22 protein-coding genes are annotated in these 25,779 nt (G+C 74.5%); 15 read left to right on the forward strand and 7 right to left on the reverse strand.

Annotated elements, in window-relative coordinates; all coding sequences use genetic code 11:
- Nucleotides 1-166: 166 nt before the first annotated feature.
- Both ACEQ2X_RS17080 and purE read left to right on the forward strand, forming a co-directional pair.
- On the forward strand, nt 167-1,297 hold the full coding sequence (locus ACEQ2X_RS17080; RefSeq protein WP_370327042.1) for a 5-(carboxyamino)imidazole ribonucleotide synthase: 1,131 nt from the start codon (nt 167-169) through the stop codon (nt 1,295-1,297).
- Between the two features lie 26 nt (nt 1,298-1,323).
- Nucleotides 1,324-1,824 (forward strand): 5-(carboxyamino)imidazole ribonucleotide mutase, encoded by a 501-nt coding sequence (purE, locus tag ACEQ2X_RS17085; RefSeq protein WP_370327066.1) that lies wholly within the window; start codon nt 1,324-1,326, stop codon nt 1,822-1,824.
- A gap of 273 nt (nt 1,825-2,097) precedes the next feature.
- Here purE and ACEQ2X_RS17090 read toward each other — a convergent pair whose 3' ends face one another.
- Genes ACEQ2X_RS17090 through ACEQ2X_RS17100 form a run of 3 tightly spaced genes read right to left on the reverse strand, consistent with a single transcriptional unit; the run spans nt 2,098 to nt 5,946 of the window.
- Complete coding sequence (locus ACEQ2X_RS17090; RefSeq protein WP_370327044.1) at nt 2,098-3,153, reverse strand: ABC transporter ATP-binding protein; 1,056 nt, start codon at nt 3,151-3,153, stop codon at nt 2,098-2,100.
- Nucleotides 3,150-4,904 (reverse strand): ABC transporter permease, encoded by a 1,755-nt coding sequence (locus ACEQ2X_RS17095; protein ID WP_370327045.1) that lies wholly within the window; start codon nt 4,902-4,904, stop codon nt 3,150-3,152. The genes ACEQ2X_RS17090 and ACEQ2X_RS17095 overlap by 4 nt, the downstream gene beginning before the upstream one ends.
- A gap of 4 nt (nt 4,905-4,908) precedes the next feature.
- Nucleotides 4,909-5,946: an extracellular solute-binding protein gene (locus ACEQ2X_RS17100; RefSeq protein ID WP_370327046.1), complete on the reverse strand. Its 1,038-nt coding sequence runs from the start codon at nt 5,944-5,946 to the stop codon at nt 4,909-4,911.
- Between the two features lie 160 nt (nt 5,947-6,106).
- Here ACEQ2X_RS17100 and ACEQ2X_RS17105 point away from each other — a divergent pair, with 160 nt between their 5' ends.
- From ACEQ2X_RS17105 to ACEQ2X_RS17135, 7 genes are all read left to right on the forward strand, one after another.
- On the forward strand, nt 6,107-7,252 hold the full coding sequence (locus ACEQ2X_RS17105) for an acyl-CoA dehydrogenase family protein (RefSeq protein ID WP_370327047.1): 1,146 nt from the start codon (nt 6,107-6,109) through the stop codon (nt 7,250-7,252).
- A gap of 62 nt (nt 7,253-7,314) precedes the next feature.
- The gene (locus ACEQ2X_RS17110) at nt 7,315-8,838 is read left to right on the forward strand and encodes an NCS2 family permease (RefSeq protein WP_370327048.1); all 1,524 of its coding nucleotides are present in this window, start codon (nt 7,315-7,317) and stop codon (nt 8,836-8,838) included.
- 76 nt (nt 8,839-8,914) lie between these two features.
- Nucleotides 8,915-10,189 (forward strand): glutamyl-tRNA reductase, encoded by a 1,275-nt coding sequence (locus ACEQ2X_RS17115; RefSeq protein WP_370327049.1) that lies wholly within the window; start codon nt 8,915-8,917, stop codon nt 10,187-10,189.
- Complete coding sequence (gene hemC, locus ACEQ2X_RS17120; protein ID WP_370327050.1) at nt 10,186-11,109, forward strand: hydroxymethylbilane synthase; 924 nt, start codon at nt 10,186-10,188, stop codon at nt 11,107-11,109. Before ACEQ2X_RS17115 ends, hemC begins: the two co-directional genes overlap by 4 nt.
- On the forward strand, nt 11,102-12,694 hold the full coding sequence (cobA, locus tag ACEQ2X_RS17125) for a uroporphyrinogen-III C-methyltransferase (protein ID WP_370327051.1): 1,593 nt from the start codon (nt 11,102-11,104) through the stop codon (nt 12,692-12,694). The genes hemC and cobA overlap by 8 nt, the downstream gene beginning before the upstream one ends.
- Before the next feature lie 99 nt (nt 12,695-12,793).
- Nucleotides 12,794-13,690: an AIM24 family protein gene (locus ACEQ2X_RS17130; RefSeq protein ID WP_370327052.1), complete on the forward strand. Its 897-nt coding sequence runs from the start codon at nt 12,794-12,796 to the stop codon at nt 13,688-13,690.
- Entirely contained in the window at nt 13,687-14,607 is a 921-nt protein-coding gene (locus ACEQ2X_RS17135) for a diacylglycerol kinase family protein (RefSeq protein ID WP_370327053.1), read from the forward strand. The genes ACEQ2X_RS17130 and ACEQ2X_RS17135 overlap by 4 nt, the downstream gene beginning before the upstream one ends.
- A gap of 147 nt (nt 14,608-14,754) precedes the next feature.
- Here the strand turns inward: ACEQ2X_RS17135 and ACEQ2X_RS17140 are convergent, their stop codons facing one another.
- Nucleotides 14,755-15,516: a hypothetical protein gene (locus tag ACEQ2X_RS17140; RefSeq protein WP_370327054.1), complete on the reverse strand. Its 762-nt coding sequence runs from the start codon at nt 15,514-15,516 to the stop codon at nt 14,755-14,757.
- A gap of 46 nt (nt 15,517-15,562) precedes the next feature.
- Nucleotides 15,563-15,742 (reverse strand): hypothetical protein, encoded by a 180-nt coding sequence (locus ACEQ2X_RS17145; protein WP_370327055.1) that lies wholly within the window; start codon nt 15,740-15,742, stop codon nt 15,563-15,565.
- Between the two features lie 86 nt (nt 15,743-15,828).
- On the opposite strand from ACEQ2X_RS17145, the gene ACEQ2X_RS17150 reads away from it, so the two are divergent.
- The 4 genes from ACEQ2X_RS17150 to ACEQ2X_RS17165 all read left to right on the forward strand — a co-directional run bounded on the left by ACEQ2X_RS17150 (nt 15,829) and on the right by ACEQ2X_RS17165 (nt 19,888).
- Nucleotides 15,829-16,188 carry a nuclear transport factor 2 family protein gene (locus tag ACEQ2X_RS17150; RefSeq protein WP_370327056.1) on the forward strand — a complete coding sequence of 120 codons (360 nt, stop codon included), beginning with the start codon at nt 15,829-15,831 and terminating at the stop codon, nt 16,186-16,188.
- Nucleotides 16,189-16,302: 114 nt separating this feature from the next.
- Nucleotides 16,303-17,820, forward strand: coding sequence for a cell wall-binding repeat-containing protein (locus tag ACEQ2X_RS17155; protein ID WP_370327057.1), 1,518 nt, complete (start codon nt 16,303-16,305; stop codon nt 17,818-17,820).
- 108 nt (nt 17,821-17,928) lie between these two features.
- Complete coding sequence (locus ACEQ2X_RS17160) at nt 17,929-18,954, forward strand: aldo/keto reductase (RefSeq protein ID WP_370327058.1); 1,026 nt, start codon at nt 17,929-17,931, stop codon at nt 18,952-18,954.
- Between the two features lie 112 nt (nt 18,955-19,066).
- Nucleotides 19,067-19,888 carry a hypothetical protein gene (locus ACEQ2X_RS17165; RefSeq protein ID WP_370327060.1) on the forward strand — a complete coding sequence of 274 codons (822 nt, stop codon included), beginning with the start codon at nt 19,067-19,069 and terminating at the stop codon, nt 19,886-19,888.
- 54 nt (nt 19,889-19,942) lie between these two features.
- On the opposite strand, the gene ACEQ2X_RS17170 is transcribed toward ACEQ2X_RS17165, so the two are convergent.
- A complete protein-coding gene (locus ACEQ2X_RS17170; RefSeq protein WP_370327062.1) occupies nt 19,943-21,520 on the reverse strand; it encodes a hypothetical protein in 1,578 nt (525 codons plus the stop codon).
- Nucleotides 21,517-22,890 (reverse strand): chloride channel protein, encoded by a 1,374-nt coding sequence (locus tag ACEQ2X_RS17175; RefSeq protein WP_370327063.1) that lies wholly within the window; start codon nt 22,888-22,890, stop codon nt 21,517-21,519. Before ACEQ2X_RS17175 ends, ACEQ2X_RS17170 begins: the two co-directional genes overlap by 4 nt.
- 78 nt (nt 22,891-22,968) lie before the next feature.
- Between ACEQ2X_RS17175 and hemL the strand changes: the two genes are divergently transcribed.
- Together hemL and ACEQ2X_RS17185 are read left to right on the forward strand one after the other, a co-directional pair.
- Nucleotides 22,969-24,264, forward strand: coding sequence for a glutamate-1-semialdehyde 2,1-aminomutase (hemL, locus tag ACEQ2X_RS17180; RefSeq protein WP_370327064.1), 1,296 nt, complete (start codon nt 22,969-22,971; stop codon nt 24,262-24,264).
- Between the two features lie 46 nt (nt 24,265-24,310).
- Nucleotides 24,311-25,492 carry an amidohydrolase family protein gene (locus ACEQ2X_RS17185; RefSeq protein ID WP_370327065.1) on the forward strand — a complete coding sequence of 394 codons (1,182 nt, stop codon included), beginning with the start codon at nt 24,311-24,313 and terminating at the stop codon, nt 25,490-25,492.
- Nucleotides 25,493-25,779: the final 287 nt, after the last annotated feature.

Consider the following 25,779-nt stretch of genomic DNA (forward strand, 5'->3'; position numbering starts at 1 on the left):
GGCCCGGGCCGGCGGCCGGAGCACGGGCGGATGGCCCGGGCCGGCGGCCGGAGAACGTGCGGATGGCCCGGGCCGGCGGCCGGAGAACGTGTGGATGGCCCGGGCCGGCGACGGTGCGGCGTGCCGCAGGCCGGCGCTGCGGCCGCGGCGGCTAGCCTGCCCATCCATGAGCACCGCACTGGGGATCGTGGGGGGCGGGCAGCTGGCCCGGATGACCGCGTTGGACGCCGCGCGGCTCGGCGTCGACGTCCGGGTCCTGGCGGGACCGTCCGACGAGGGGGTCCGCGGGGTGTTCGAGGTCGTCGACGGCGACCACGACGACCTGGCGGCGCTGCGCCGGCTGGCCGAGCAGGTCGACGTGGTGACGTTCGACCACGAGCTGGTGCCCCTCGACGTCGTACGGGCCCTCGAGGCCGACGGCGTGGTGGTCCGACCTGGCTCGCCGGCGCTCGCGTTTGCCGACAAGGTCCACCAGCGGCGTGCGTTCCTCGCCGCGGGGCTTCCGCTCCCCGCGTTCGACGTCGTCGCCGACCTGCCCGGCGTGGAGGCCTTTGCCGCGACGCACGGCTGGCCGGTGGTCCTGAAGGCCCCGCACGGCGGGTACGACGGGCGAGGGGTCGCGATCGCCGGCTCGCCGGCGGAGGCGCGGGACATGGTGGAGGCCAGCGCCGGCCGGGGCGTGCTCGTCGAGGCCCACCTGGACCTGCAGGCCGAGCTGGCCGTGCTGGTCGTCACCTCCGCCGACGGGTCTCGGGTGGTCTACGACCCGGTCCGGTCGGTGCAGGTCGACGGCATGTGCCGCGAGGTCCACGCCGTCGCCGGCCACCTGCCGCCCATCCTGGCCGCCGAGGCGGGCGACCTCGGCCGTGAGGTGGCCGACCTCGTCGGCGCCGTCGGGGTGCTCGCCATCGAGCTGTTCGTCGTCGCCGCCCCGGACGGCACCCAGCGGCTCGTCGTCAACGAGATCGCGCCCCGCCCGCACAACTCCGGCCACCACACGATCGACGGGTGCGCGACGAGCCAGTTCGAGAACCACGCCCGCGCCGTGCTGGGCTGGCCCCTCGGCCCGGTGACGCCGCGGGCGACCGCCAGCGTGATGGTGAACGTCGTCGGCACCGCGGGAGACCCCCGCGACCGCGTGCACCTCGTCGACCCGGCCGTCAAGATCCACCTGTACGACAAGTCCCCGCGGCCTGGCCGGAAGATCGGGCACGTGACCGCGGTGGGGACCGACCACGACGAGACCGCCGCGGCCGCGCGCCGCGCCGCGGCGGTGCTGGAGGGCGAGCAGCCGTGAACGACACCCCCCTGGTCGGCGTGGCGATGGGGTCGGACTCCGACCTGGCGGTCATGGAGGCGGCCGTCGAGGTCCTCGACGACTTCGACGTCCCCCACGAGGTGCGGATCATCTCCGCCCACCGGACCCCCGACGTGATGGCGGCCTACGGCACCGAAGCGGCGGGTCGGGGGGTGAAGGTGCTCATCGCCGGCGCGGGAGGGGCGGCGCACCTGCCCGGCATGCTCGCGGCGTACACGGTGCTGCCGGTGATCGGCGTCCCGGTCCCCGTCGGGCACCTGCAGGGCGTCGACGCGATCCTCTCCATCGCCCAGATGCCGAAGGGCGTGCCGGTCGCCACCGTCGCCATCGGGGGCGCGCGGAACGCCGGGCTGCTGGCCATCCGGATCCTCGCGACCGGCGACCCCGCCCTGGCTCAGCGGCTGGCCGATTCGATCGCCGAGACCCACGAGCGGGTGGTGGAGACCGATGCCCGCGTCCGCGCCCGCTTCGCCGGCGAATCACCCGGCTTCGGCTTCACCGGCTGAGTCACCGCCAGCTGGGCGGCTCCGTGGGGCGCGCCCGGACCGGTGGGTGCGCTGGCCGGCTCCTCGAGCGGGAGGTGCACCCGGACCGGTGGGTGCGCTGGCCCGTGGGTGCGGTAGCCGGCTCCTCGGGCGGGAGGTGCACCCGGGCGATGGGTGCGCCCGGACCAGATGGGTGCGCTGGCCCGTGGGTGCGGTGGCCGGCTCCTCGGGCGGGAGGTGCACCCGGACCGGTGCGTGCGCTGGCCCCGCCGGCCCGCGCCCGCGTCCGCCCGCCTACCCCCTGTCCGGCGGGAGCACCGCCGGCGGGTGCCCGTGGCTGAGCCGGACGCCGACCGGGGTGCCGACGTCCAACCTGGTGGTGTGGGGCAGGAGGGCGCGCAGCCGCCGGCCGGACTCGAGCCGCACCTCGTAGAGGATGTGGCCGCCCTGGAACTCAGCGGCCGCCACCACGTCCCCGCTGGCGGGGTCCGGGACCAGGCCCACCTCGTGGGGCCGGACCATGACCTCGCCGGCGACGGTGTCGTCCACCTCGCCCTCCGGCAGGGGGCAGGGGCCGACCTCGGTCATCAGCCCACCCTCACGCAGCTCGGCGGGCAGGAAGTCCGCCTCGCCCAGGAAGGCCGCGACGAAGCGGCTCGTCGGCTGGGTGTAGACCCGCTCGGGCACGTCGACCTGGCGGATCCGGCCCGACGCCATGACCGCCACCCGGTCGCCCATCGCCATCGCCTCCACCTGGTCGTGGGTGACGAGCAGCGCGGCGGCGCCGGCCTCGGCCAGGATGCGGAGGGTGTCGGTGCGGATCCGCTGGCGCAGCGCGGGGTCGAGGCTGGCGAAGGGCTCGTCCAGGCAGATGACCGCCGGCTCCGGCGCGAGCGCCCGGGCCAGGCCGACCCGCTGCCGCTCGCCCCCGGAGAGCTCGTGGGGGACCCGCCCCTCCATCCCGGGCAGGTCGACCAGCTCGAGCACCTCGGCGACCCGCGCCCGCCGCCGCGCCGCCGGCCAGCCGTGCAGGCCGAAGGCGATGTTGGCCTCGACGTCGAGGTGGGGGAACAGCGAGTGGTCCTGGAAGACCACGCCGATCCGCCGGCGCTCGGGGGGCACGGACGTCCGCGGGCCGAAGACCTCCTGCCCGCCGAGCACCACCAGGCCGGCGTCAGGCGTCACCAGCCCTGTGATGAGGCGGATCATCGTGGACTTGCCGCACCCGCTCGGGCCCACCAGCGACAGCACCTCGCCGTCGGCGAGGGAGAGGTCCACGCCGTCGACGGCGTGGGTGTCGCCGTAGCGCTTGGCCAGCCCGAGGACCTCGAGGGCCGGGGCTCCGCTCACGTGAACACCTCCAGGTCGGCGGCGTCCTCCTGCCCGGGGTGGGGGACCAGGCGGCGGAACAGCAGCGCCACCGGCACCAGCGACACGACGACGATGGTCAGTGCGGGCAGCGCGGCGGACTCCCAGCGGCTGTCCGACGCGAGCTGCCACACCCAGACGCTCAGCGTGTCGAACCCGAACGGGCGCAGCAGCAGCACGATGGGGAGCTCCTTCAGCGCCTCCACCGCCACCAGCAGCAGCGCCACGACGAGGCCGCTCGACGTCAGCGGCAGGTGGATGCGCCGGAGGATCCGCCGCGGAGGGGCCCCCAGGACCCGAGCGGAGTCGGTCAGGTCGACCGGCACCTTCGACAGCGACGCGCCGACGCTGCCGATGCCGAGCGCGAGGAACCGCACCGCGTAGGCGTACACCAGCCCGAGGACCGATCCGGTGACCGCGAGCCCCGGCACCCCGAGCCCGACCGCGTCGAGCGCTCGATCCAACCCCGCGAGCACCAGCAGCACGCCGATCGCCACGACCGGGCCGGGCAGCGCGTACCCGACGGTGCTCAGCTGGGCCGCGGCGTCGGCTGACCGGGTGCCCGCGAACCGGGCGCCGTTCACGATCGCCGCGGCCGCGGCCACCGCGAGCACCGCCGCCGCCACCGCCAGCAGGCCGCTGTTGGCGAGGTAGCCCAGGTACCGGCTGGACAGCCCCGGGCCCCCGGCGGCGTCGGTGATCGCCCACACGACGAGCTGGCCGACCGGGGCGGCGAAGGCCACGGCGAGCACGGCAACGCACACGCCCGTGGCCGTCCACCCGCGCCACCCCCGCAGCGGCGTCGGCTCCATCCGCCGGGAGGTGCCGGGCTGGTCGTAGCGCCGACGTCCCCGCAGCAGCCGCTCGACACCCAGGATCACCACGGCCACCGCGAGGACCAGGGCCGCGAGCTCGCTGGCGGCGTCGCGGTCGAACATCCCCTTCCAGACCTCGTAGACCCCGACGGTCAGCGTCTTCACGTTGAAGTACTGGACCGTGGCGAAGTCCGTCAGCGCCTCCATCGCGACCAGCGTCAGGCCGGCGGCCAGTGACGGGCGGGCGAGGGGGAGCACCACCCGCCGGGCCGCGGCCAGCGGGCCGTGGCCGAAGGTCCGCGCGACCTCGTAGCCGGCGGCCGCCTGCTCCCGGAGGGCCGCGCGCGCCAGCAGGTAGACGTACGGGTACAGCGTCAGGGTCAGCACCAGCGACGCGCCCCACAGCGACCGCAGGTCCGGCACGGCCACCTCCGCGCCGAACACCGCGCGGAGACCGCCCTGCAGCGGGCCGGTGAAGCCGAACACGCTCAGGGTCACGAAGCCCAGGACGTAGCCGGGCATGGCGAGGGGCAGGACCAGCAGCCAGCCGAGCAGCCGGCTCCCTGGGAAGGTGTGGGCGAACGTCAGCCACGCCAGACCGGCGCCGAGCACGAGGGTCCCGGCGCCCACCATGAGGAGCAGCCCTGCGGTGTCGGTCGCCATCTCCGCCAGCTGGCCGGTCTCGGCCAGCTGGCGCCACACGTCGGTCGAGGGGTCGGCGACGCTGCCCACGATGACCAGCACGGGCAGGACGACGAGCGCCGCGACGCCGAGCACCAGGGCCTGCCAGGACCGCCCACCCGAGGCCCGCCCACCCGAGGACCGGCGCCCGGGCCTGGACCGCCGCCAGCGTGGCGGCGTGGCGAGGGGGTCGTGCCCGTCGGGGACGACCGGCGGCCGGTCGGCGAGGGTGCGCACGGCCCTACTCGTAGCCCGCCTCGGCCATCAGCCGGATCGCGTCGGCGTTCAGCGACCCGTACTCCGCGGCGCTGAGCGGGTCGGCCGTGAAGTCGTCACCGAAGGCCTCGGCGATCACCGGCTCGGGCTCGACGTCGGGGTTGGCCGGGTACTCGTGGTTGGCGTCCACGAAGGCGCTCTGGCCGTCGGTGGCCAGCCACTCGATCAGCTCCCGGGCCAGCTCGGGGTCGTCCGCGTACCGCGTCACCCCCGCCCCGCTGGTGTTCACGTGGACCCCGCGACCGTCCTGGTCGGCGAACGCCAGGCGCACCGGGAAGTCCGGGTCCTCATCCAGCAGCCGGGCCAGGTAGTAGTGGTTGGTGATCCCGACGTCGCAGCCGCCCTGGGCGATCGTCTCGAGCACGAGGATGTCCGAGCCGAGGATCTCGACGTCGTTGTCCACCCACCCGGTGACGATCTCGAGGGCTCGGTCGTACCCCTCGTTGGCGATCAGGCTGGCGACGAGGGACTGGGTGTAGACGTTCGCCGCGTTGCGCATGCAGAGCCGCCCCTCCCACCGCGGGTCCGCGAGGTCGGCGTAGGTGGACAGCTCGGACGGCTCGACCCGATCGGGGTGGTGGACGAAGGTCCGGACACGCCGGGACAGGCCGTACCACAGCCCGTCTGGGTCGGACAGCGCATCCGGGATGGCCTCGTCGAGGACGTCGGAGGCGAGCGGCTGGAAGATGCCCTGCTCGGCCGCCAGGTAGAGGTTGCCGGCGTCGACGGTCATGTAGACGTCCGCCTCGGTGTCCTCCCCCTCGGCCAGGATCCGCTCGCGCAGCTCGGCGTCGGAGCCGAACAGGAACTCGACGCCGATGCCGGTCTCCTCGGCGAACTGCTCGAACGCGACCTCGAGGTCGTAGTGCCGGCCTGAGTAGACCCGCACGGTGCCCTCGTCGCCGCCGCCCACCGTGCTGCACGCCCCCGCGAGCACGGCCAGCAGGGCCAGCGCGGCGACGGTTCGGGCGCGCTGCCGGCGGATGGGGAGGGGGCGACGCACGAGGTCGGCTCCAGGGGAGGGGTGGGGACGTAGGTAAGGACACCCTAAGCTAGCGGGGTTCGCCGGATCACGCGAACCAGGGCATGTGACAGCCGACGACCTCGTGGGCCACACTCCGTGAGACACATCCGACCGGATCGTCCCACCAGAGGGGTGTTGCATGGACTTCGCGCTCTCCGACGAGCAGCAGCAGCTGTTCGACACGATCGCCGCCTTCGCGCGCGACGTCGTCGAGCCCGGCGCCGGCGAGCGCGACCGCGAGGGCCGCTTCGACCGGGACGTCTGGGACGCCTGCGCCGAGGTGGGACTGACCGGCATGTGCATCGGCGAGGAGTGGGGCGGCATGGGCGGGGGGTGCGTCGACACCGGCCTCGCCCTCGAGGCGCTGGCCTACGGCGGGCACGACGCCGGCCTCGGCCTGTCCCTCGGCGCCCACCTCGTCATCGGCTCCAAGCCCATCGAGCTGCAGGGCACCGACGAGCAGAAGCGGCGCTACCTGCCGAAGCTCGCGAGCGGCGAGTGGATCGGCGCGTGGGGCATCACCGAGCCCGACCACGGGTCGGACACCTCCGGCATCACCTCGAAGGCGGTCCGCGACGGCGACGAGTGGGTCCTCGACGGCACCAAGACGTTCATCACCAACGGGCCGATCTGCGACGTCTTCACCGTGCTGGTGCGCACCGACGTCGACGGCCAGCGGGGCATGACCGCGTTCATCCTCGACCGGGACACGCCGGGCCTGACCGTCGGGAAGGTCCTCGACAAGTCCGGCAACCGCTCGTCCCCGACCTCGGAGATGGTCATGGTCGACGTCCGCGTCCCGGACTCCCAGCGCCTCGGCGCCGTCGGCACCGCGCAGTGGACCATCGGCTTCGAGTGCTTCAGCTGGGAGCGGACCGTCATGCTCGGGTCGGCCGTCGGGGGGATGCAGCGCGGCCTCGAGGACGCCATCGCCTACGCCAAGCAGCGGGAGGCCTTCGGCAAGCCGATCGCGCACTTCCAGACCATCGCGCACACGCTCGCCGAGATGAAGATCAACCTCGAGTCCGCCCGGCTGATGCTGCGGTACGGCGCGTGGAAGAAGGACCAGGGGCTCGACCACCAGATCGAGGCGTCGATGGCGAAGGCCTACATCGGCCAGGCGGCGCTGCAGAACGCCGACTCGGCGATCCAGATCCACGGCGGGTGGGGCTACATCAAGGACTTCCCCGTCGAGCGGGCCTGGCGCGACGCGAAGCTGTCGACCATCGGCGGCGGCACCACCGAGATCCAGAAGGTCATCATCAGCCGGATGCTGCTCGCCTGAAGGTGCGCGCGTGACCGGGCTGTCACCGGGGTGACGCCACGCCGACTCGCCCCGGTGCGAGGATGCGCGCGCACCCACCTCGAGGAGGACCAATCGTGGCACCGTCCACCACCGCCCCGCCGGAGGGGCAGGCACCCGCGCTCCTGGAGCGGCTGTTCGCCATCTCCGCGCGCGGCTCGACCGTCACCCGGGAGATCCGGGGCGGCGTCGTGACCTTCGTGACGATGGCCTACATCGTCGTGCTCAACCCGCTGATCATCGGCACCGTGCAGGACGGCACCGGCGCGTTCCTCGGGGGAGGCGACGCGCCCGACCTGGCCGCGGTCAGCGCCGCCACCGCGCTGGTCGCCGGCGTGATGAGCATCCTGATGGGGCTCGTGGCCAACTTCCCGCTGGCCCTCGCGACCGGGCTGGGGCTGAACGCCTTCGTGGCCTTCGGCATCGCCGTGCTGCCCGGCGCGACCTGGGCCGACGCGATGGGGCTCGTGGTCCTCGAGGGGCTCATCATCCTCGTCCTGGTCATGACCGGGCTGCGCGAGTCGGTCTTCACCGCGGTCCCCCGCGAGCTGAAGGCGGCCATCAGCGCCGGGATCGGGCTCTTCATCGCCCTGATCGGCTTCGTCGACGCCGGGTTCGTCCGCGGCACCGGCGCGGCCCCACCCCTCCAGATGGGCATCGGCGGCGAGCTCGACGGCTGGCCGACGGTCGTCTTCGTCGTCGGCCTGGTCGCCGTCTTCGTGCTGATGGCGCGCAAGGTCCGCGGGGCGATCCTCATCGCCGTGGCCCTGGCGGCTGTCCTCGCGATGGTCGTCGAGACCGCCTTCGAGATCGGCCCGCAGATCGGCGCAGACGGCGAGCTGCTCGCCGCCACCGGCTGGAGCCTCAACGTCCCCGCCATCCCCGACGCGGTCGCCCGCGTGCCCGACCTCGGCCTGCTGGGCCAGTTCTCCCTGCTGGGGTCGTTCAGCTCGATCGGCGGCGTGACCGTCGTGCTCCTCCTCTTCACCCTCCTGCTGACCGACTTCTTCGACACCCTCGGCACGATGGTCGCCATCGGCGCGGAGGCCGACCTCCTCGACGAGCGCGGCAACCCGCCGGCGACGAAGCGGATCCTCGTCGTCGACTCGATCGCGGCGGCCGCCGGCGGTGCGGCGTCGGTCTCGTCCAACACCTCCTACATCGAGTCGGCGACCGGGGTCGCCGACGGCGCGCGGACCGGGCTCGCGGCCGTGGTGACCGGCGTGCTGTTCCTGCTGACCACGTTCCTCAGCCCGCTGGTGTCGCTGGTGCCCTACGAGGCCGCGGCGCCCGCGCTGGTCCTCGTCGGCGTGCTGATGCTCGGCGCGGTCCGGGAGATCGACTTCACCGACCTGACCGTGGCCGTCCCGGCGTTCCTGACCATCGTCCTGATGCCCTTCACCTACTCGATCGCGGTCGGGATCGGCGCCGGGGTGATCACCTGGGCGCTGCTCAAGGCTGTCACCGGCCGGCTGCGCGAGGTGCACCCCCTCCTCTGGGTCGTCGCCGCGCTGTTCGTCGTCTTCTTCGCCGTCGCCCCGATCAGCCGCCTGCTGGGCCTCGAATAGGCCCCTCCACCTTGGTCACAGTCCCAACGGCGTTTGGCGTGCCCGACGGCCCGCCGATACCCTCGCCGTCCACCTCATGACCCTCATCGTCCTCGGCCTGAGCCACCGCACGGCACCAGTGGATCTGCTGGACGCCGCTGCGGTGCCGGCCGACCTCCACGCGAAGGCGCTCGCCTCGGTCCTCCAGCGCGACCACGTGCTCGAGGCGGCCATCATCTCGACCTGCAACCGGGTCGAGATCTACGCCAACGTCAGCCGCTACCACGGCGGGATCTCGGACCTCCGCGACCACCTCGCGGAGTGGACCGGCTGGGCGCTCGAGGACTTCGCGCACCTCGCCTACGACCGGTTCGACACCGATGCGGCCGAGCACCTCTTCGCGGTCGCGAGCGGCCTCGACTCGATGGTCGTCGGCGAGCGCCAGATCCACGCCCAGGTGCGCCAGGCCTTCCGCACCGCGGTGGACGAGGGCGCGGTCGGGACGCTGCTGCACCGGGTGTTCCGCCAGGCCATCCGCGTGGGCCGCCGCACCCGCGCCGAGACCGCGATCTCCGACGGCGCCGCCACGAGCGTCGACGTCGCCCTCGCGACCGGTCGCCAGCACCTGGCGACCCCCACGCCGGTGGTCGCGCTCGTCGGGGCCGGCAAGATCGGCGGGATGGCCGGGCAGCGGGTCGCCGACGAGGCGTCGCGCGTCCTTGTCACCAACCGGACCGCCGCCAAGGCGGAGGGGCTGGCGGACCGCATCGGCGGGACCGCCCACCACCTCGACGACCTGCCGCTGGTGCTGGCCACCGCGGACCTGGTCGTCACCTCGACCGACGCGAGCCAACCCGTGATCACCGCCGACACGGTGCGGGACGCGATGACCGTGCGGCCCGACCGCCCGATGGTCCTGGTCGACCTGGCGGTCCCGCGCGACGTCGAAGCGGCCGCCGCGGAGATCCCCGGCGTGACGGTCGTCGACATCGACAGCCTGCGCCGGGTCGTGACCCGCGGTCCGACGGGCGACGCGGTCCGCCGCGCCCGTGCGATCGTCAGCGAGGAGGCGGAGTCCTTCGCCGCCTGGAGCCGCGGGGTCCAGGCCGGCCCGACGATCGCCGCGCTCCGCAGCCGCGCCGAGGAGATCCGCGCCGCCGAGCTCGAGCGGCTCGCCAACCGTCTGTCGACGCTCGACGAGGCCCAGCGCGACGCCGTCGAGACGGTGACGAAGGGGATCGTCAACACCCTGCTGCACGAGCCGTCCGTGCGCCTCAAGCGCCTGGTCGACAGCCCCGACGGCGAGCGGTTCGTCCGCGCCCTCAGCCACCTCTTCGACCTGATCCCCGAGGACGGCCCCCGGCGACCGTGATCCGCATCGCGACCCGCCGGTCCGCGCTCGCGCGCGCACAGGCCCACCAGACCGGCGTGCGGATCAGCGAGCGCACGCAGAAGCCCTTCGAGCTGGTCCCCATGTCCTCGACCGGCGACGACCACCCGGAGCGGCGGATCGACGCCTTCGACGTGAAGGGCCTGTTCGTCGACACCATCCGGCAGTCCGTGATCGACGGCGAGTGCCACGTCGCCGTCCACTCCTTCAAGGACCTGCCGTCCGAGCCGCACCCGGACCTCGTCGTCGCGGCGATCCCCGGCCGCGAGGATCCGCGCGACCTGCTGGTCACCCGTGAGGGGCGCACGTTCGCCTCGCTCGACGCGAACGCCATCGTCGGGACCTCGTCCGAGCGTCGTCGGCTGCAGCTCCTGCGGGTCAAGCCGGGCCTGCAGGTCCTGCCGCTGCGCGGGAACCTCGACACCCGGCTGCGGAAGGTCGCCGAGGGCGAGTACGACGCGGTCGTCGTCGCACTCGCGGGCCTGAAGCGCCTGTACACGCCACCGGAGCGGGGAGGGGTGGGGGCGCTCGAGCTGCCGCTGAAGGCCGTCCCGCTCGAGCCGGGCGAGATGGTGCCGGCCCCCGCCCAGGGCGCGATCGCCATCGAGTGCCGCCGCGACGACGCCCGGACGCTCAGCCTGCTCGAGGCCGTGGACCACCGCCCCACCCGGAAGGCCGTCGAGGCCGAGCGGTCGTTCCTGGCCACGCTCGGCGCCGGGTGCACCACCCCCGTCGGCGCGCTGTGCACCCTCACCGGGCTGGGCGGCCTCGAGCTCCTCGGCATGCTGGGCGACCCGACCGCGCGGCGCGTCCTGCGCAGCTCGATCGCCGGGGGGTTCGACCAGGGGATCGAGATCGGACGGACGCTGGCCGAGGAGATGAGGGAGGCGCTCGGTGCCTGAGGACGACAGAGACCGCGACGACATCGTCGCCCCGGACATGGACCTGGCGGCCCTGGGCGGGGCGCCGGCCCAGCCCGGCACCGTCCACCTGGTCGGCAGCGGGCCCGGCGACGTGGGGCTGCTGACCACGCGCGCCGCGGTGCTGGTGGCGACGGCGGACGTGGTCGCCTACGACCGGCTCGCCCCCGCCGCCGCGCTGTCGCTGTGCCGGCCCGACGCCGACCAGCTGTACGTCGGGAAGATGCCGGACCGCCACGCCCTCAGCCAGGACGAGATCAACGCGCTGCTGGTCGACCGCGCCCGGGCCGGCGACGCGGTGGTCCGGCTGAAGGGCGGCGACCCGTTCGTCTTCGGCCGGGGGTCGGAGGAGGCGCAGGCCTGCGTCGCCGCCGGGGTCCCCTTCGACATCGTCCCGGGCGTGACATCGGCCATCGCCGCCCCCGCCTACGCGGGCGTGCCCGTGACCCACCGCGGCCTCGCCCCCGCCTTCGCGGTCGTCACCGGCCACGAGGATCCCACCAAGGACGACACCCAGGTCGACTACGACGCGCTGGCGGCGTTCCCCGGCACCCTCGTCTTCCTGATGGGGGTCGGCCGGATCGACCGGATCACCGCGGCGCTCATCGCCGCCGGACGGCCCGCCGACACGCCCGTCGCCATGGTGCGCTGGGGGACCACCCCCCACCAGGAGCGGCTGGTCGGCACCCTCGCGGACATCGCCGAGCAGGTGGCCGAGACCGGGTTCTCCTCACCGGCCGTGACCGTCGTCGGGCAGGTGGCGGCCCTCGCGGACGAGCTCGCCTGGTTCGACACCCGTCCCCTCCACGGCCGCTCGGTGCTCGTGCCCCGCACCCGCCAGCAGGCCAGCGAGCTGTCCCGCCGCCTCCGGGCGCTGGGCGCGGACCCGGTGGAGGCCCCGACCATCGCGATCGAGCCGACCGACGACCCCGAGGAGCTCCGCCGGAGCGTCGAGTGGCTGCGGGCCGGTCGCTACTCGTGGGTTGTGTTCACCTCCCCCAACGGGGTCCGCGCGGTCGTCGACGCCATCGCCGCGGAGGGCGGCGACGCCCGCTGGTTCGCCCAGACCCAGATCGCGTGCATCGGCGCGGGCACCGCCCGAGCGCTCGCCGACGCCGGCCTGCGACCCGACCTGGTGCCGGACACCTACACGACCCGCGGTCTCGGGCTCGCCCTCGCCGAGGTGGCCGACGACCCCGACCTGCCGGTCCTGCTGCCCCGCGCGGACATCGCGAGCGAGAAGCTGGACCAGGTGCTCGACTCGGCCGGCGTCGCCCACGCCGGGGTGGTCGCCTACAAGACCGTCCCGGCTGCCGGGCTCGACCGGGAGGTCGCGCGGCGGCTGCTCGACGGCGGGTTCGACGCCGTGGCCCTGGGGTCGTCATCCACCGCCCGCAACCTCGTCGACCTGCTCGGCTCGCGCCCCCACCCCGACATCGCGATCGTCTCCATCGGGCCGGTGACGACCGCGACGTGTGAGGAGCTCGGTCTCGCCGTCGCGGCGGAGGCCGACCCCCACGACGTCGACGGCCTGGTCGACGCGGTCGCACGGACCCTGACGGCCTGACGCCGTCCCGACCGGCCAGGGGCTCCCGTGGACAGGCGCGGCCCCGGCCTGCCAGGATCGCGTGTCGGAGCCGTGCAGCTGTCGACCAGGAGGCTCGTGATGAGCGGAGAGTGGCGTCCAGATCCCGAGGGCCGGTACGAGTACCGCTGGTGGGACGGGGAGGGCTGGACCGACCAGGTGGCCCACCAGGGCCAGGTCGGCGTCGTGCCGATGGGGCAGGGTGATGCGGGCGCGGGTGCCCCCGCCGCGACGGCGCCGTCGGATCCCTCACCCGCGGTCCAGCCGGTCGCCCAGCCGCAGGCCCACGGCGGCGGCACCGGCTTCGAGGGCATCACCGGCGACCTGGTCGACGGGCGGTTCTCCGAGAAGGAGGCCACCCCGATCGCGAACCAGAACTCGAAGATGCTCCGCGTGCGCCTGGGCGAGCCGTTCATGGCCCGCCAGGGCGCGATGGTCGCCTACCAGGGCAACGTCGACTTCGCCTACGAGGGCGGCGGGGCGTCGCGGTTCATCAAGAAGGCGCTCACCGGTGAGGGCGTGCCCCTCATGCGGGTCGCCGGGCAGGGTGACGTGTTCCTCGCCGACACCGCCGCTGACGTGCACCTGCTGCAGCTGTCCAACGCCGGGCTGTCGATCAGCGGCAAGAACGTGCTGGGCTTCTCCGCGGGCCTCGACTGGAACATCGAGCGGGTCAAGGGCGGCTCGATCGCCACCGGCGGGCTGTTCAACACCACGCTGCGGGGCACCGGCTGGGTGGCGATCACGACCGACGGGCCGCCGGTGGTGCTCAACACCGCGGAGGCCCCGACCTTCGCCGACACCCAGGCCGTCGTCGCCTGGTCGGCCAACCTGCAGACGTCGATCGCGTCGAGCTTCAAGGCCAGCGCCCTGATCGGCCGCGGCTCCGGCGAGCTCGTCCAGGTCGCCTTCCAGGGCCAGGGCTTCGTCATCGTGCAGCCCTCCGAGGGGATCCAGATCCCGACCCAGTCCGCTTGACCGCCGCCCCGCCCAGCGGCCCGGGCCGGCGCTTCGCGGTGCTGGTCAACCCCGCCGCCGGGAGCGTGGGTGAGGAGGCCGTGGACGTCGACGAGCCCCTCGGCGCCGTCCTCGACGTCCTCGCCGAGCTCGGCGCGGTGGACGTCATCCCGCTCGAGGGCGACGACGTGGTCGAGCGGGTGGCGGCCGAGGCGCCCGACGACACGGTGCTGGTCGTCGTCGGCGGGGACGGGACCATCCACCGGGTCGTGAACGCCGACGTCGACCGGCGCTGGCCGTACCTGCTGCTGCCCGGCGGCACGGGGAACGACTTCGTCGGCGGGCTGGGGATCGACGACGACCTCGCGGCCGCGGCGGCCCTGGCCGCCGGGACCCCCGGTCCGGCGGACCTGATCAGCGGGCCCGGCGTCTGCGCGATGAACGCCGCGCACCTGGGGGTGGGCGTGCAGGCCGCCGAGGCGGCGGCGGACCTGAAGCCCCGGCTCGGTAAGCTGGCCTACCCGGCCGGGGCGGTGGCGGCCGCCGTCGAGTTCGAGCCGCTCGAGCTGACCGTGGTGCTCGACGGCGTCACGCTCGTCGAGCGTCGCCGGCTGGCCTACGTCGCGGTCTGCAACGGCCGCCGGGTGGGCGGCGGGACCCCGATCTGCCCCGTGGCCGACCCCGCCGACGGGCTGCTCGACGTCGTCCTGCTGCTGGCCGACACCCGCCGCGAGCTGGCGGCCACCACCGCGGCGCTGGTCCGCGGCGAGCACCTCGGACGCGACGACGTCCTGCACGCCACCGGCCGGGAGGTCGACGTGGTGGTGCACGACGTCGACGAGGTGGTCTGGAACGTCGACGGCGAGCTGCTCGACCTGCCCACCTCCCTCACCTGGCGCATCCAGCCGGGCGCCTGGCAGCTCCACCGACCGACCTGACGCCGGAGGGACCGCGCGGTGGCTGGCCCGCTCGGAGAGCGCGCCGATGTGCGCGCGCTCGCGGCGGGTGCGTGCCGATGTGCAGTTCGGCCACGTGGGTGGCTGAGGTCCACATCCTGGCCGGGCGACGGGGGACCGCGGCCGCAGCTACGCGGTCCCGCCGACCTGGCCGCGACCGCGGACCTGGTCGTCGATGTCCGCCACCTCCCGCCGGGCGGCGCGGAGGGACCGGAGGTGATCGCGCGCGTCGGTCAGCGTGGCCGGTGCGGTCGAGCGCTCGGCGCCCGCCTGGACCTGCAGCTGCACCGCGTCGTCGGCGAGCGCGACGAGGAGGTCCGCCAGCTCGCCCACCTGTCCGCGCAGCTCGGGGGAGGCACGACCGCCGAGGGCGGTGGTGCGGCGCTCGGCGACCAGCAGGCGGTGGAGCCGCGCGACCTCGCCGTCGATCTCGAGCTGCGACGGCCCGGCGATCCACCCGTCGCGGCCCAGGTCCGCGACCAGCGCCCGGGCCTGCAGCAGCCGGCGCCAGTCGTCCGCCACGTCGACCGGTACCTGGGTCAGGTCGGCCTGGGTGGTCGCGGGTAGGGCCTCGCCACGCCGCAGCGCGCGGTCCGCGACGGTGCGCGGGTCCCGGCGGTCCAGGACGTGGGCGGTCAGCGCGGCGCCGCCGGCGACGACGGCCGGGACCAGCACCACCGCCGCGATGACCTGCAGCACGGCGTTGCCGGTCGCGAACAGCGCGATCGCGATGGCGAGCAGGGCCGCGGCGCTGACCCCGCCCACGGCCCGCACCCCCCGCCGCACCGTCCGCCGCGCCCCGGCGGCGCCGGCCTGCACGCGGCGCGCACCGCGCCGGGCGGCCTTGCCGGCGTCCTCCAGCAGGTCCTCGAGCAGGTCGTCAAGGTCCATCGCAGGCCCAGGCTACCCGCGTCCAGGCGGCCGGAGCCGGCCGTCGTCAGCTGACCTGGCCGCCGTACAGGAAGAGGTACGCGCCGATCAGGATCACCGCGAGGAACACCAGCTTGATGGCCGTCTTCGCCGCGGCGAACACCATCCGGAGGCCCAGCAGCACGACGACCACCCCGATGGTGGACACGACGGGATCGAGCTCGACGGCGTTCAGCAGGTCCTCCATGTGGCGGAGAGGATACCCAGCGCGACCCCGCGGGCGGGGGAGGGGGCGCGCGCCGCGGGAGCGGGCACTAGGCTGCGGGGGCGATCATGGTGAGCGAGGAACGGCAGGCGGTCGAGGCGCACGTCGCGGCGCTGAACCACGGCGACCTGCAGGACGTCCTCGACACCTTCACGGCCGACGCGGTGTTCCGCTCCGACGGCGGGACCGCGCAGGGCCGCGTCGAGCTGGCCGGCATGTTCGACAGCGTCGTCGGCGACGCCCGGCCCACGACGATCCTGCGGCGGGCGACCCAGGACGGCACGCGCGTGGACTGCCGGATGACCCGTCGGTTCACCATCACCGACGAGCACGGTCGGGTCGCCGCCGCCCACGACGTGGAGGTGCGGGCGGTCTTCACGATCTCCGAGGGCGCAATCGCCCGGGTCGACGTCGACCCGCTCGTCTAGAGGGCAGGTCCAGGACAGCAGCCACCTGGCGACAGGTCGACCGGCGACCAGACCAAACCGGTGGACGGGGTGGGTCCGAACGGAACCCCGTACCCAACCTCCATCGGAGTTCTCGTGAGAGCACGAATCCTGTCCACCGCCAGCCTCCTGGCCCTGATCGTCGCCACGTTCGGCGTGACGACCGTCGGCGCCCAGACCGACGGAGGTGCCGAGGACGACGGCCTCGAGGTCCGCCACGTCGAGCTCGCCGAGCTGAACGACTCCGGCGTCTCGGGCGAGGCCACCGTCGTCCGCGACGGTGACGTCGTCACCATCCTCGCCGACGTGGCCGGCGTCGCCCCCGCCCTGCCCCACGCCCAGCACCTCCACGGCGCGCCGGATGACGCCGGGAACCCGGGCCTCGACGCCATCTGCCCGACCGGCGACGCCGACGCCGACGGCGACGGGTTCGTCTCCACCGCCGAGGGTGCGGAGTCCTACGGCGGCATCCAGGCATCGCTGACCACCAGCGGCGACACCTCCGCCGACAGCGGCCTCGCCGTGGAGCGGTTCCCGTCCCCCGACGGCGACGCTTATGAGTACGTCCGCAGCATCGCCGTGCCCGGCGACGTCGCCGACGCCCTCGACCAGCTGGTCGTGGTCGTGCACGGCATCGACATCAACGGCAACGGCGAGTACGACGCCGAGGCCGGCCAGTCCAGCATCGACCCCTCCCTGCCGCTCGAGGCCACCATCCCCGCCGCCTGCGGTGAGCTGGCCGAGTCCGACGCCATGGCCCACCAGGCCTTCCTCTCCGGTCTGAACGACTCCGGTGCCGCCGGGGCGGCCACGGTCGTCCTCGAGGGCACCTCCGCGATGGTCGGCATCGAGGGCTCCGGCTTCGCCCCGGGCCTGCCCCACGCCCAGCACCTGCACGGCGTGACCGACGGCAGCATGGAGAACGTCTGCCCGCCGGCCGACGCCGACACCGACGGTGACGGCTTCATCACGACCGCCGAGGGCCAGCCCTTCTACGACGGCATCAACGTCAGCCTGACGACCGAGGGCGACACCTCGCCCGACTCCGCCCTGGCCGTCGAGCGCTTCCCCGTCGCCGACGAGGACGGCACCTACACGTACCTCCGCGACCTCGAGGTGAGCGAGGACGTCGCCGACGCCCTGTCCGAGATGGTCGTCGTCGCCCACGGCATCGACATCAACGGCAACGGCGAGTACGACGCCGAGGCCGGCCAGTCCAGCATCGACCCGTCCCTCCCGCTCGAGGCCACCATCCCGGCCGTCTGCGGCGAGCTGACCCAGGCCGATGGTGGCGAGATGCCCGGTGAGGGCGAGACCGACCGCGAGATCGGCCGCGTCGCCGGCGATCACCGCATCGGCACCGCGATCGCGGTCAGCCAGCGGGCCTTCCCCGATGGTGCGCCGGTCGTGTACCTCTCGTCCCAGGACGTCAACCCCGACGCCCTCGTCGGCGGTGTCCTGACCGACGGCCCGATCCTGCTGGTCCCCGCGACCGGTGACCTGCCCCAGATGGTGGCCGACGAGATCGCCCGCGTGGATCCCGACCAGGTCCTGACCCTCGGCGGCTCCGCCACCGTGAGCGACGAGATCCTCGTCCAGGCCGGCAACAGCTGATGCAGCTCAGCTGACCTGACGAACCCTCGACGACCCCCGACCCACCGCGGTCGGGGGTCGTTCGCGTGTGGCTTCCACGACCGTGCCGGGCGCCGCTACCCTCGACCCATGCGCCATCGCCAGCTCGCACCGGGGATCGAAGTCAGCGAAGTCGGGTTCGGGAACTGGACCGTGACCACCGGGTGGTGGGGGGAGTACACCCGGGAGGAGGCGGTGCGGTTGCACCGCGAGGCCTTCGATGCCGGCATCACGTTCTTCGACACCGCGGACGCCTACGCCGAGGGGTACGGCGAGGAGGTGCTCGGCGAGGCGGTCGCCCCGTTCCGCGACCAGGTCGTGATCGCGACCAAGTTCGGCTACGACATCACCTCCGAGCACCGTCGCGTCGGCCAGCAGGAGCGCGCCCACCGCACCGACGTGGCCTACATCCGCCAGCGGCTGGACGACTCGCTCAAGCGGCTCGACGTCGAGGCGATCGACTTCTACCAGCTGCACAACCCGCGGATGGCCCACATTGACGACGACGACCTCTGGGCGTTCCTCGAGGACGCGAAGGCGGAGGGGAAGATCCGCGCGTACGGCACCGCGCTCGGGCCGAAGATCGGGTGGCTGGAGGAGGGCGTCCACGCCATGCGGACCCGTCAGATGGCCGGGATGCAGATGATCTTCAACATCCTCGAGCAGTCGCCCGGCAGGGAGCTGCTCGAGGTGGCCGAGGAGACCGACAACCGCATGATCGTCCGGGTCCCCCACTCCTCGGGGATGCTCGAGGGGAACCTGACGGCGGACTACGTCTTCCCCAAGCACGACCACCGCCGCCACCGCCCCCGCTCGTGGCTGGTCGAGGGCGTGCAGAAGGTCGCCACCCTCGACTTCCTGACCGAGGCCGGTGGGGGGACGGGCATGACGCTCGGCCAGGCGGCGCTCAAGTGGGTGCTGTCCCACGAGCGGTGCGTGACGACCCTCCCCAACATCTACGGAAGCGAGCAGATCGCCGAGTTCGCCGCGGCGCCGGACAAGCGGGACCTGACCGACGACGAGCTGGCGCGAATCGCGGCGCTCTACGCGGACAACTTCGGCGTCACCCCCACCGGCCTCCCCGACGATGACAAGGTCAACGGCGGCGTTGGCTGACCAGGCGGAGGGCGCTGCGGCGGCCGAGGCTCCCCGCCCGGCCCTCCCCGCGCCTGCGCCGTCGCCTTCGCCTCGCCAGACGTCAGCGACCACGCGGCCCGGCGCGCACGAGGTGCGCCTGAGCGGCGCCGAGGTCGAGCAGGTCATCGCCCGCGCCATCGAGCTGCAGCAGCGCGCCGAGCGGCAGCCGTCGGACGGCCTCACCCTCGCCGACGTCCAGGACATCGCCGCGCAGATCGGTGTGGACCCGGCCGTGGTGCGGCGGGCGGTCACCGACGTCCGGCTGACCGGCGCGGTCGCGCACGAGCCGAGCGCCACCGAGCGCCTGCTCGGCCCCCGCCACGTCGGCGGCGCGGTCCTGGTGCCCGGCGACGTCGTCGGGGTCCGTGCTGCCACGCGCCGGTGGATGGGCGACGACGAGCACATGCGCTGCACCGGCACGCGCGGGGCGACCGACCGCTGGCAGAAGGACCAGCGGCTGATGACCGAGCTGCGCCGCGGCCTGTCGAGCGGGCGGGGCAGCGGGGTGCTGCGCGACCTGCGGGAGGTGGCGGTCACGGTCGCCGAGGACCCCGAGGGCACGATCGTCACCCTCGACGCGGACACCGCACCGATCCGCACCACCGCTGCGGGGGTCCTCGTGACGACGGCGGTCAGCGCCGTCGGTGCGGGTGCGGTCGCGGCGGGCCTCACACCTGACACCGCGTTCCTGTCGAGCGACGTGCTGCAGTTCGCGGCGGCCTTTGCGGGCACGGCGGCCGTCGGGTTCGGCACGGCGGCGCTCACCGTCCGCACGTGGACCAGGAAGGTCCGCACGGCGGTGGACCACGCCCTGGACGGCATCACCATGTCGGCGACCCAGCCCGAGCTGCCCCGCCCGCCCAAGCCGTCCGGCGGCTGGCGCCGCACCGTGGCCGACTGGCTCGGTGGCTGAAACCCGGTGGCTGAAACCCGGTGGCTGAACCCCGGCGGCTGAACCCCGGCGGGGTCAGTCGCGCGCGGCAGCCCGGCGTCGAGGGCCGGCGACGAAGCTGGTCGCGGTGAGGAACGCCTCCTCGACCGCGTCGACCGTCGCCGCCGATGCGGCGATGACCGGGTCGTCCTCCGGTCCCCGGACACCCAGCGCGAAGGCGTGTCCCCGCGTCGTCTCCGGTGCGGCCGGGTGGGCGAGCGACGGGCCGTAGGCCAGCCACTGGCCGGCGAGGTGCGCCCCGTGGGGCGAGCGGCGCGCGAGCACGTCGGTGGAGACCAGCCCGGCCGCGCCCGCCAGGATGCAGGCGATCCACGCCGGCTGCCCGAGGGCCAGGCCGACGACGCCGAGGACGACCAGGGCCGACGCGGCCACCCCGACGCCGACGACGCTCTCGGAGTCCACAGTCCGCTCCACCAGCCGCGCCTCCCGGCACCGCCGGTCGACCGCATCGGTGAACGCCCGCCGCGCCGTCCGCCACGCCTGCGGGTCGCGCGCCGCCCGGTCGACCAGCTCCTCGACGGACACCGACGGTCCGCCGGCGAACATCCACACCACCAGCGCCTGCTCGTGGGCGGTCAGCCCTGCCCCCCCGACGCGTTCCGCGACCTCCGGCGAGGCGGTCCACCGCCCCTCCTCGGCCGACCAGGTGACCAGACCGCGCCCGTGCAGGTCGACCAGCGTGGCGACCAGGTCGTCGGCGTCCGGAGCGCCCCGCCGCAGCAGCCAGGCGACCTCCGCGGGCGTCTGGTCGGTCGGGGCGGCGGTGACGAGGGCGTCGAAGGTGATCGGGGGCTCGTCGGGGAGCCGCCGGTGGCCGACGACCCAGATCGCGACGGCGGCCGCGGCCACGAGGAGGGGGATCCACCACGGCCCGCCGCCGCGGATCCGGTCCACCATCCCCTCGCCCATGCCGGCCAGGACGGACCGGTCGTCCACGACGCCGTCCGCCAGCGCGGCGGACGGCAGGGCGGCGTGGACGGCCAGGTGGTGGTGGGCGGGGACGGAGCCGAGCTCGATCCGGACCCCGGCGTCGCGGGGCAGCACGGTCGGCGTGGCCCCCGGCGCGTCGACTTCGACCGCCGCGGGTGGCGCCCCCCGGTCGGCGGTGAGGGCGTCCCAGGTGATGTCGACGTCGACGCCGGACAGCGAGATGGCGTTGCGGTCGTCCGCGACCTCCCAGCTCAGCTCCACGCCGTCCCGGCCGGCGCTGGCGGTGGAGAACAGGTCGTACGTGAGCACGACGACCGCCGAGGGGTCGTCCAGCGGCACGGTGACGGCCAGCCCCTCCGCGAGCTGCACGTCGCGGTGGGCCAGCGGAGCCCCGGTCCCGTCCCGCACCTCACCCAGCGCGATCCCGCCCGGTGCGGGGATGACCCGGGTGACCGCGCCGGCGTGCTCGGTGACCACCAGCTCCTCGGTGACGCCGAGGACGCCGCCGGGGGTCAGCGCCGCCGTGGTCGACACGGTGGCCGCGGCGTCGACGGACCGCTCGACCCGCTCACCCGCCCAGTAGAGGCCGGTGGCGGCCGCGGCGATCACGACCAGCGCCGCGATCGCGATGCGGACCGCGAGCGGCGTCGGGCCGCCGATCACGGGGCCCGTCCGACCTGGTCGTCGGGGCCGGTGTGCCCCGCGCCCAGCCCGAGCAGCGAGGCGGCGACCCCGTCGTCGGCGTCGGACACCGCGCGGTCGTACTCGCCCTCGCGCTGCTGCTGGCTGTGGATCAGCCCGATCCGGCTCGTGGCCAGCAGCGACACCAGGCTCGCCACCAGGACCGGCGGCAGGATCGCCAGCCCCGCGATCTCGCTGACCACCAGCGTCGACCCGAGCGGGGTCTTGGTGACCCCGACGACGCTCGCCGCCATCAGGGCGGTCATCGTGATCGTCGGGTCGGTGCCGAGCACGTCGGACCCGACCAGGCCCAGCGCGGCCCCGACGAAGAACAGCGGGATGATGAACCCGCCCCGCCACCCGGCCGTCGTGATCAGGGCCGACCCGACGAGCTTGCCGACCGCCGCGAGGAGCAGCACGCCGACGGCCGGCCCGGTCGCCACGACCTCGTTGAGCTGCTCCTCCCCGAAGGTGAGCGCGAACGGCGTCAGCAGCCCCAGCAGCCCGAGTGCCACCCCGCCGACGACGGGCCGGACGGCGGGTCCGATGCGCCGCAGGACCGCGCGGAACCCGACGACGAGGTAGGTGAACGCCACCGCGATGCCGGCGCCGACCAGCCCGGCGGCGATGCCGACGGCGAAGTCGACCACCTCGAGGCGGTGGGCCGGCGGGAGCAGCAGGTACGGCTGCAGGCCGAGGCCGGTGATCGCGGCGAAGACCGCGTACCCGGTCACCGCGCCGAGGAGGCCGGGCACCAGCGCCTCGTAGTACTCGAGCCCGCGGCGGTGGAGGATCTCGAGGGCGAACAGCGACGACCCGATCGGGGCGCCCAGGAGGACCGTGAAGCCGGCCGACATGCCGGCGATGGTCAGCAACCGCAGATCGTGCTCGTCCAGGCGCAGCCGCAGGGCGAACCAGCTGCCGATGGACCCGGTGGTCTGCACCAGCGGGGCTTCGGGGCCGATCGCGCTGCCCGCCGCCACGCCGATCAGGCTGACGGGCAGGAGGGAGCGCAGGTCGCGGATGTCGTCCCGGCCCCCGGCGACGTGGATGTTGCCCACGAGCAGCTCCACGTCCCCCGGGTTGCCGAGGTAGGTGATCGCCAACCCGATGAGGACCCCGGTGGCGCCGAGCACGAGGACCTGCCACCCGCCGCCCCACCGCTCGGGCCCGATCAGGTCGGTCAGCACCGACAACGCCGCGACGAACGCGGCCGCGGCGAGTCCGGAGAGCATGCCGACGGCCACGACGAGGCGGAGGATCCGGCCGCTGGCGCCGAGCAGCAGCTCGCCGACGACGGCCCGGATCCTGTCGCGGCGGCTCCCCGCGATCGGACGGCTCGGGATGTCCATGGGCGCGGGAACGATAGCGCCGATCCGGCCGGGCGCGTGCGGTTGCGCGGGGCGCCGGCCGCCGCGACCCTCGGGGTCGTGACCGACCCCTCCACGACCAGCGACACCCTGTTCGAGCGCGCCCAGCGCGTGATCCCGGGCGGCGTCAACTCCCCCGTCCGCGCGTTCCGCGGCGTCGGGGGGACCCCGCGGTTCATGGCCGGCGGCCAGGGCCCGCGGGTGACCGACACCGAGGGGCGGACCTACCTCGACTACGTGATGAGCTGGGGGCCGCTCATCCTCGGCCACTCCCGCGAGGAGGTCGTCGACGCCGCGGTCGCCGCCACCCGCGCGGGGTCGTCCTACGGCGCCCCGACGGTCGGTGAGGTCGAGCTCGCCGAAGAGGTCGTCGCCCGCGTCCCCGGCGTCGAGATGATCCGCTGCGTCTCCTCGGGCACCGAGGCGACGATGAGCGCGATCCGGGTCGCCCGCGGCGCCACCGGCCGGGACAAGGTCGTCAAGTTCGCCGGCCACTACCACGGGCACGCCGACAGCCTGCTCGTCGAGGCGGGGTCGGGTGTGGCCACGCTCGGGCTGCCGAACAGCCCGGGCGTCACCCGCGGCGCGACCGCCGACACGATCGTCGTCGGCTGGAACGACACCGCCGGGGTCGAGGCGGCCTTCGACGCGCACGGCGACGACATCGCCGTCGTCGTCTGCGAACCGGTGGCCGCGAACATGGGGCTGGTCCCCGCCGCGGAGGGGTTCCACGCGTTCCTGCGCGACCTCACCCGCCGTCACGGTGCCCTGCTGCTGGTCGACGAGGTCATGACCGGCTTCCGCCTGGCCAGGGGAGGGGCCACGGAGCTGCTCGGCCTCGAGCCCGACCTCGTCGCCTTCGGCAAGGTCGTCGGCGGAGGGTTCCCGCTGGCGGCGTTCGGGGGGTCCGCGGAGATCATGGCCCACCTCGCCCCCACCGGGCCGGTGTACCAGGCCGGCACCCTCAGCGGGAACCCGGTCGCGGTCGCCGCCGGCCTGACCCAGCTCCGGCTGCTCGACGAGGGGGCCTACGCCGTCCTCGACGCGCGAGCCACCCAGCTGATCGAGGGGTGGACCGCCGCCTTCGCCGACGCGGGGGTGCCCGTCGTCATCCAGCGGGTCGCCAGCCTCTTCGGGCTCTACTTCACCGACGGACCGGTGACCGACTACGACGGGGCGCGCGCCGCCGACCACGACCGCTACGCCCGGTTCTTCCACGGAATGCTCGACCGCGGCATCTACCTGCCCCCGTCCGGGTACGAGGCCATGTTCGTGTCGACCGCCCACACCGAGGCGGACGTCGAGCAGACCGTCGCCGCCGCCCGCGAGGTCGCCCCCACCCTGCGCGAGAGCTGACGCGCCGACGCTCCCCGCGGTCGGCACCTCGGCAGGATGGTCGTCCATGTCCCCCACCCGACCCCCGCCGCTGTCACGCCGGCGCCTGCTCGCCGCTGGTGCCACGGCCGGCGCGGCCGGGCTGCTCGGGGCCTGCTCGGGCGGACTGAACCCGTTCTCACAGGACGATCCCGACGCGGTGGGCTTGGCCGACCTCGAGGGGCGCGACGTGATGGACCTCGACGCGCTCGGCCTGGCCGGCCTGCGCCTCCCCGGTGCGGACGACCCCGTCGCGATCACCATCCGCGGTCGCCGCATCGCCAGCGTCGACGAGGGGGTGGCGGACGGTGTCGCGACCCTCGACCTCGACGGCGGTTACGTCGTGCCCGGCTTCACCGACGCCCACGTCCACCTGCAGCTCGCCGACCCCGCCGACGTGCTGGCGGGTGGCGTGACGACGGTCAGGGACCTCGGCGGACCCCCCACCGCGGCCCAGGCCGAGCGCGGCGGCGACCTGCGCGTCCTCATCGCCGGCCGGATCCTGACCGCGGTCGGGGGGTACCCGACCACCACGTGGGGAGCCGACGGGACGGCACGCGAGGTCGCCAGCCCCGAGGACGCCGCCACCGCCGTCGACGAGCAGGTCGCGGCCGGTGCCGTGATCATCAAGGTCGCGCTCGAGCCCGCCGGCGGCCTCCCGGTCCTCGACCAGCCCACCCTGGAGGCGATCGTCACCCGCGCCGCCGAGCTGGGCCTGCGCACGACCGCACACGTCAGCGGCGCCGAGCTGCTCGAGCGGGCCGTCGCCGCCGGCGTCCGCGAGCTGGCGCACCTGCCCACCGACGTGGGGCCGAGCGACCTGGCCCGCGCGGCCGAGGCCTCGGTCGTCGTGGTCCCCACCCTCGCCGTCCGCGCCGGCGACCCGGCGGCGATCGAGGGGTTGCGGGCGTTCCGGGAGGCCGGCGGCGAGGTGCTCTACGGGACCGACCTCGGCAACGGCGGCACGTCCCCCGGGATCATGGTCGACGAGGTCCGCGCCATGCAGGAGGCCGGGATGACCCCCGCGGAGGTCCTCGCCTCCGCCACCGCCGACGCGGCGTTCTACCTGGGCCTCGATGCCGGGGTGATCGAACCGGCCCGGGTCGCCGACCTCGTCGTCCTCGGCGGCGACCCGTTCGCCGACCCCGCCGCCTACGACGACATCCGACTGGTCGGGGCCAACGGCGCGGTCGTCGCCGGCACCGGCTGACCCCCCGCCCCGCCCTCCCCCTCCTCCCGCGGACCCGCCCTCCCGCCCCGTCCCTCCCGCCCCCCCGTCCCTCCCGCCCCCGTCCCCCCCGCCCCGCCGCACACATCGACCACTGGCGAGGTGTGGGAGCCGGTCAGGTGTGGTCGATCCGTGCGGGCCCGACGGCCTGACCTGAGACGATCACCTGGCGACGGCGAACTTCGCGCACCGTGGTGGTCGATCTGTGCGGCACGAGCACCGATGCGACGGTCACCGACCGCCGGGACGTCCGCACCCACGACGGCGTG

This window comes from Euzebya sp., assembly GCF_964222135.1.
In the GTDB taxonomy this organism is placed as follows: domain Bacteria; phylum Actinomycetota; class Nitriliruptoria; order Euzebyales; family Euzebyaceae; genus Euzebya.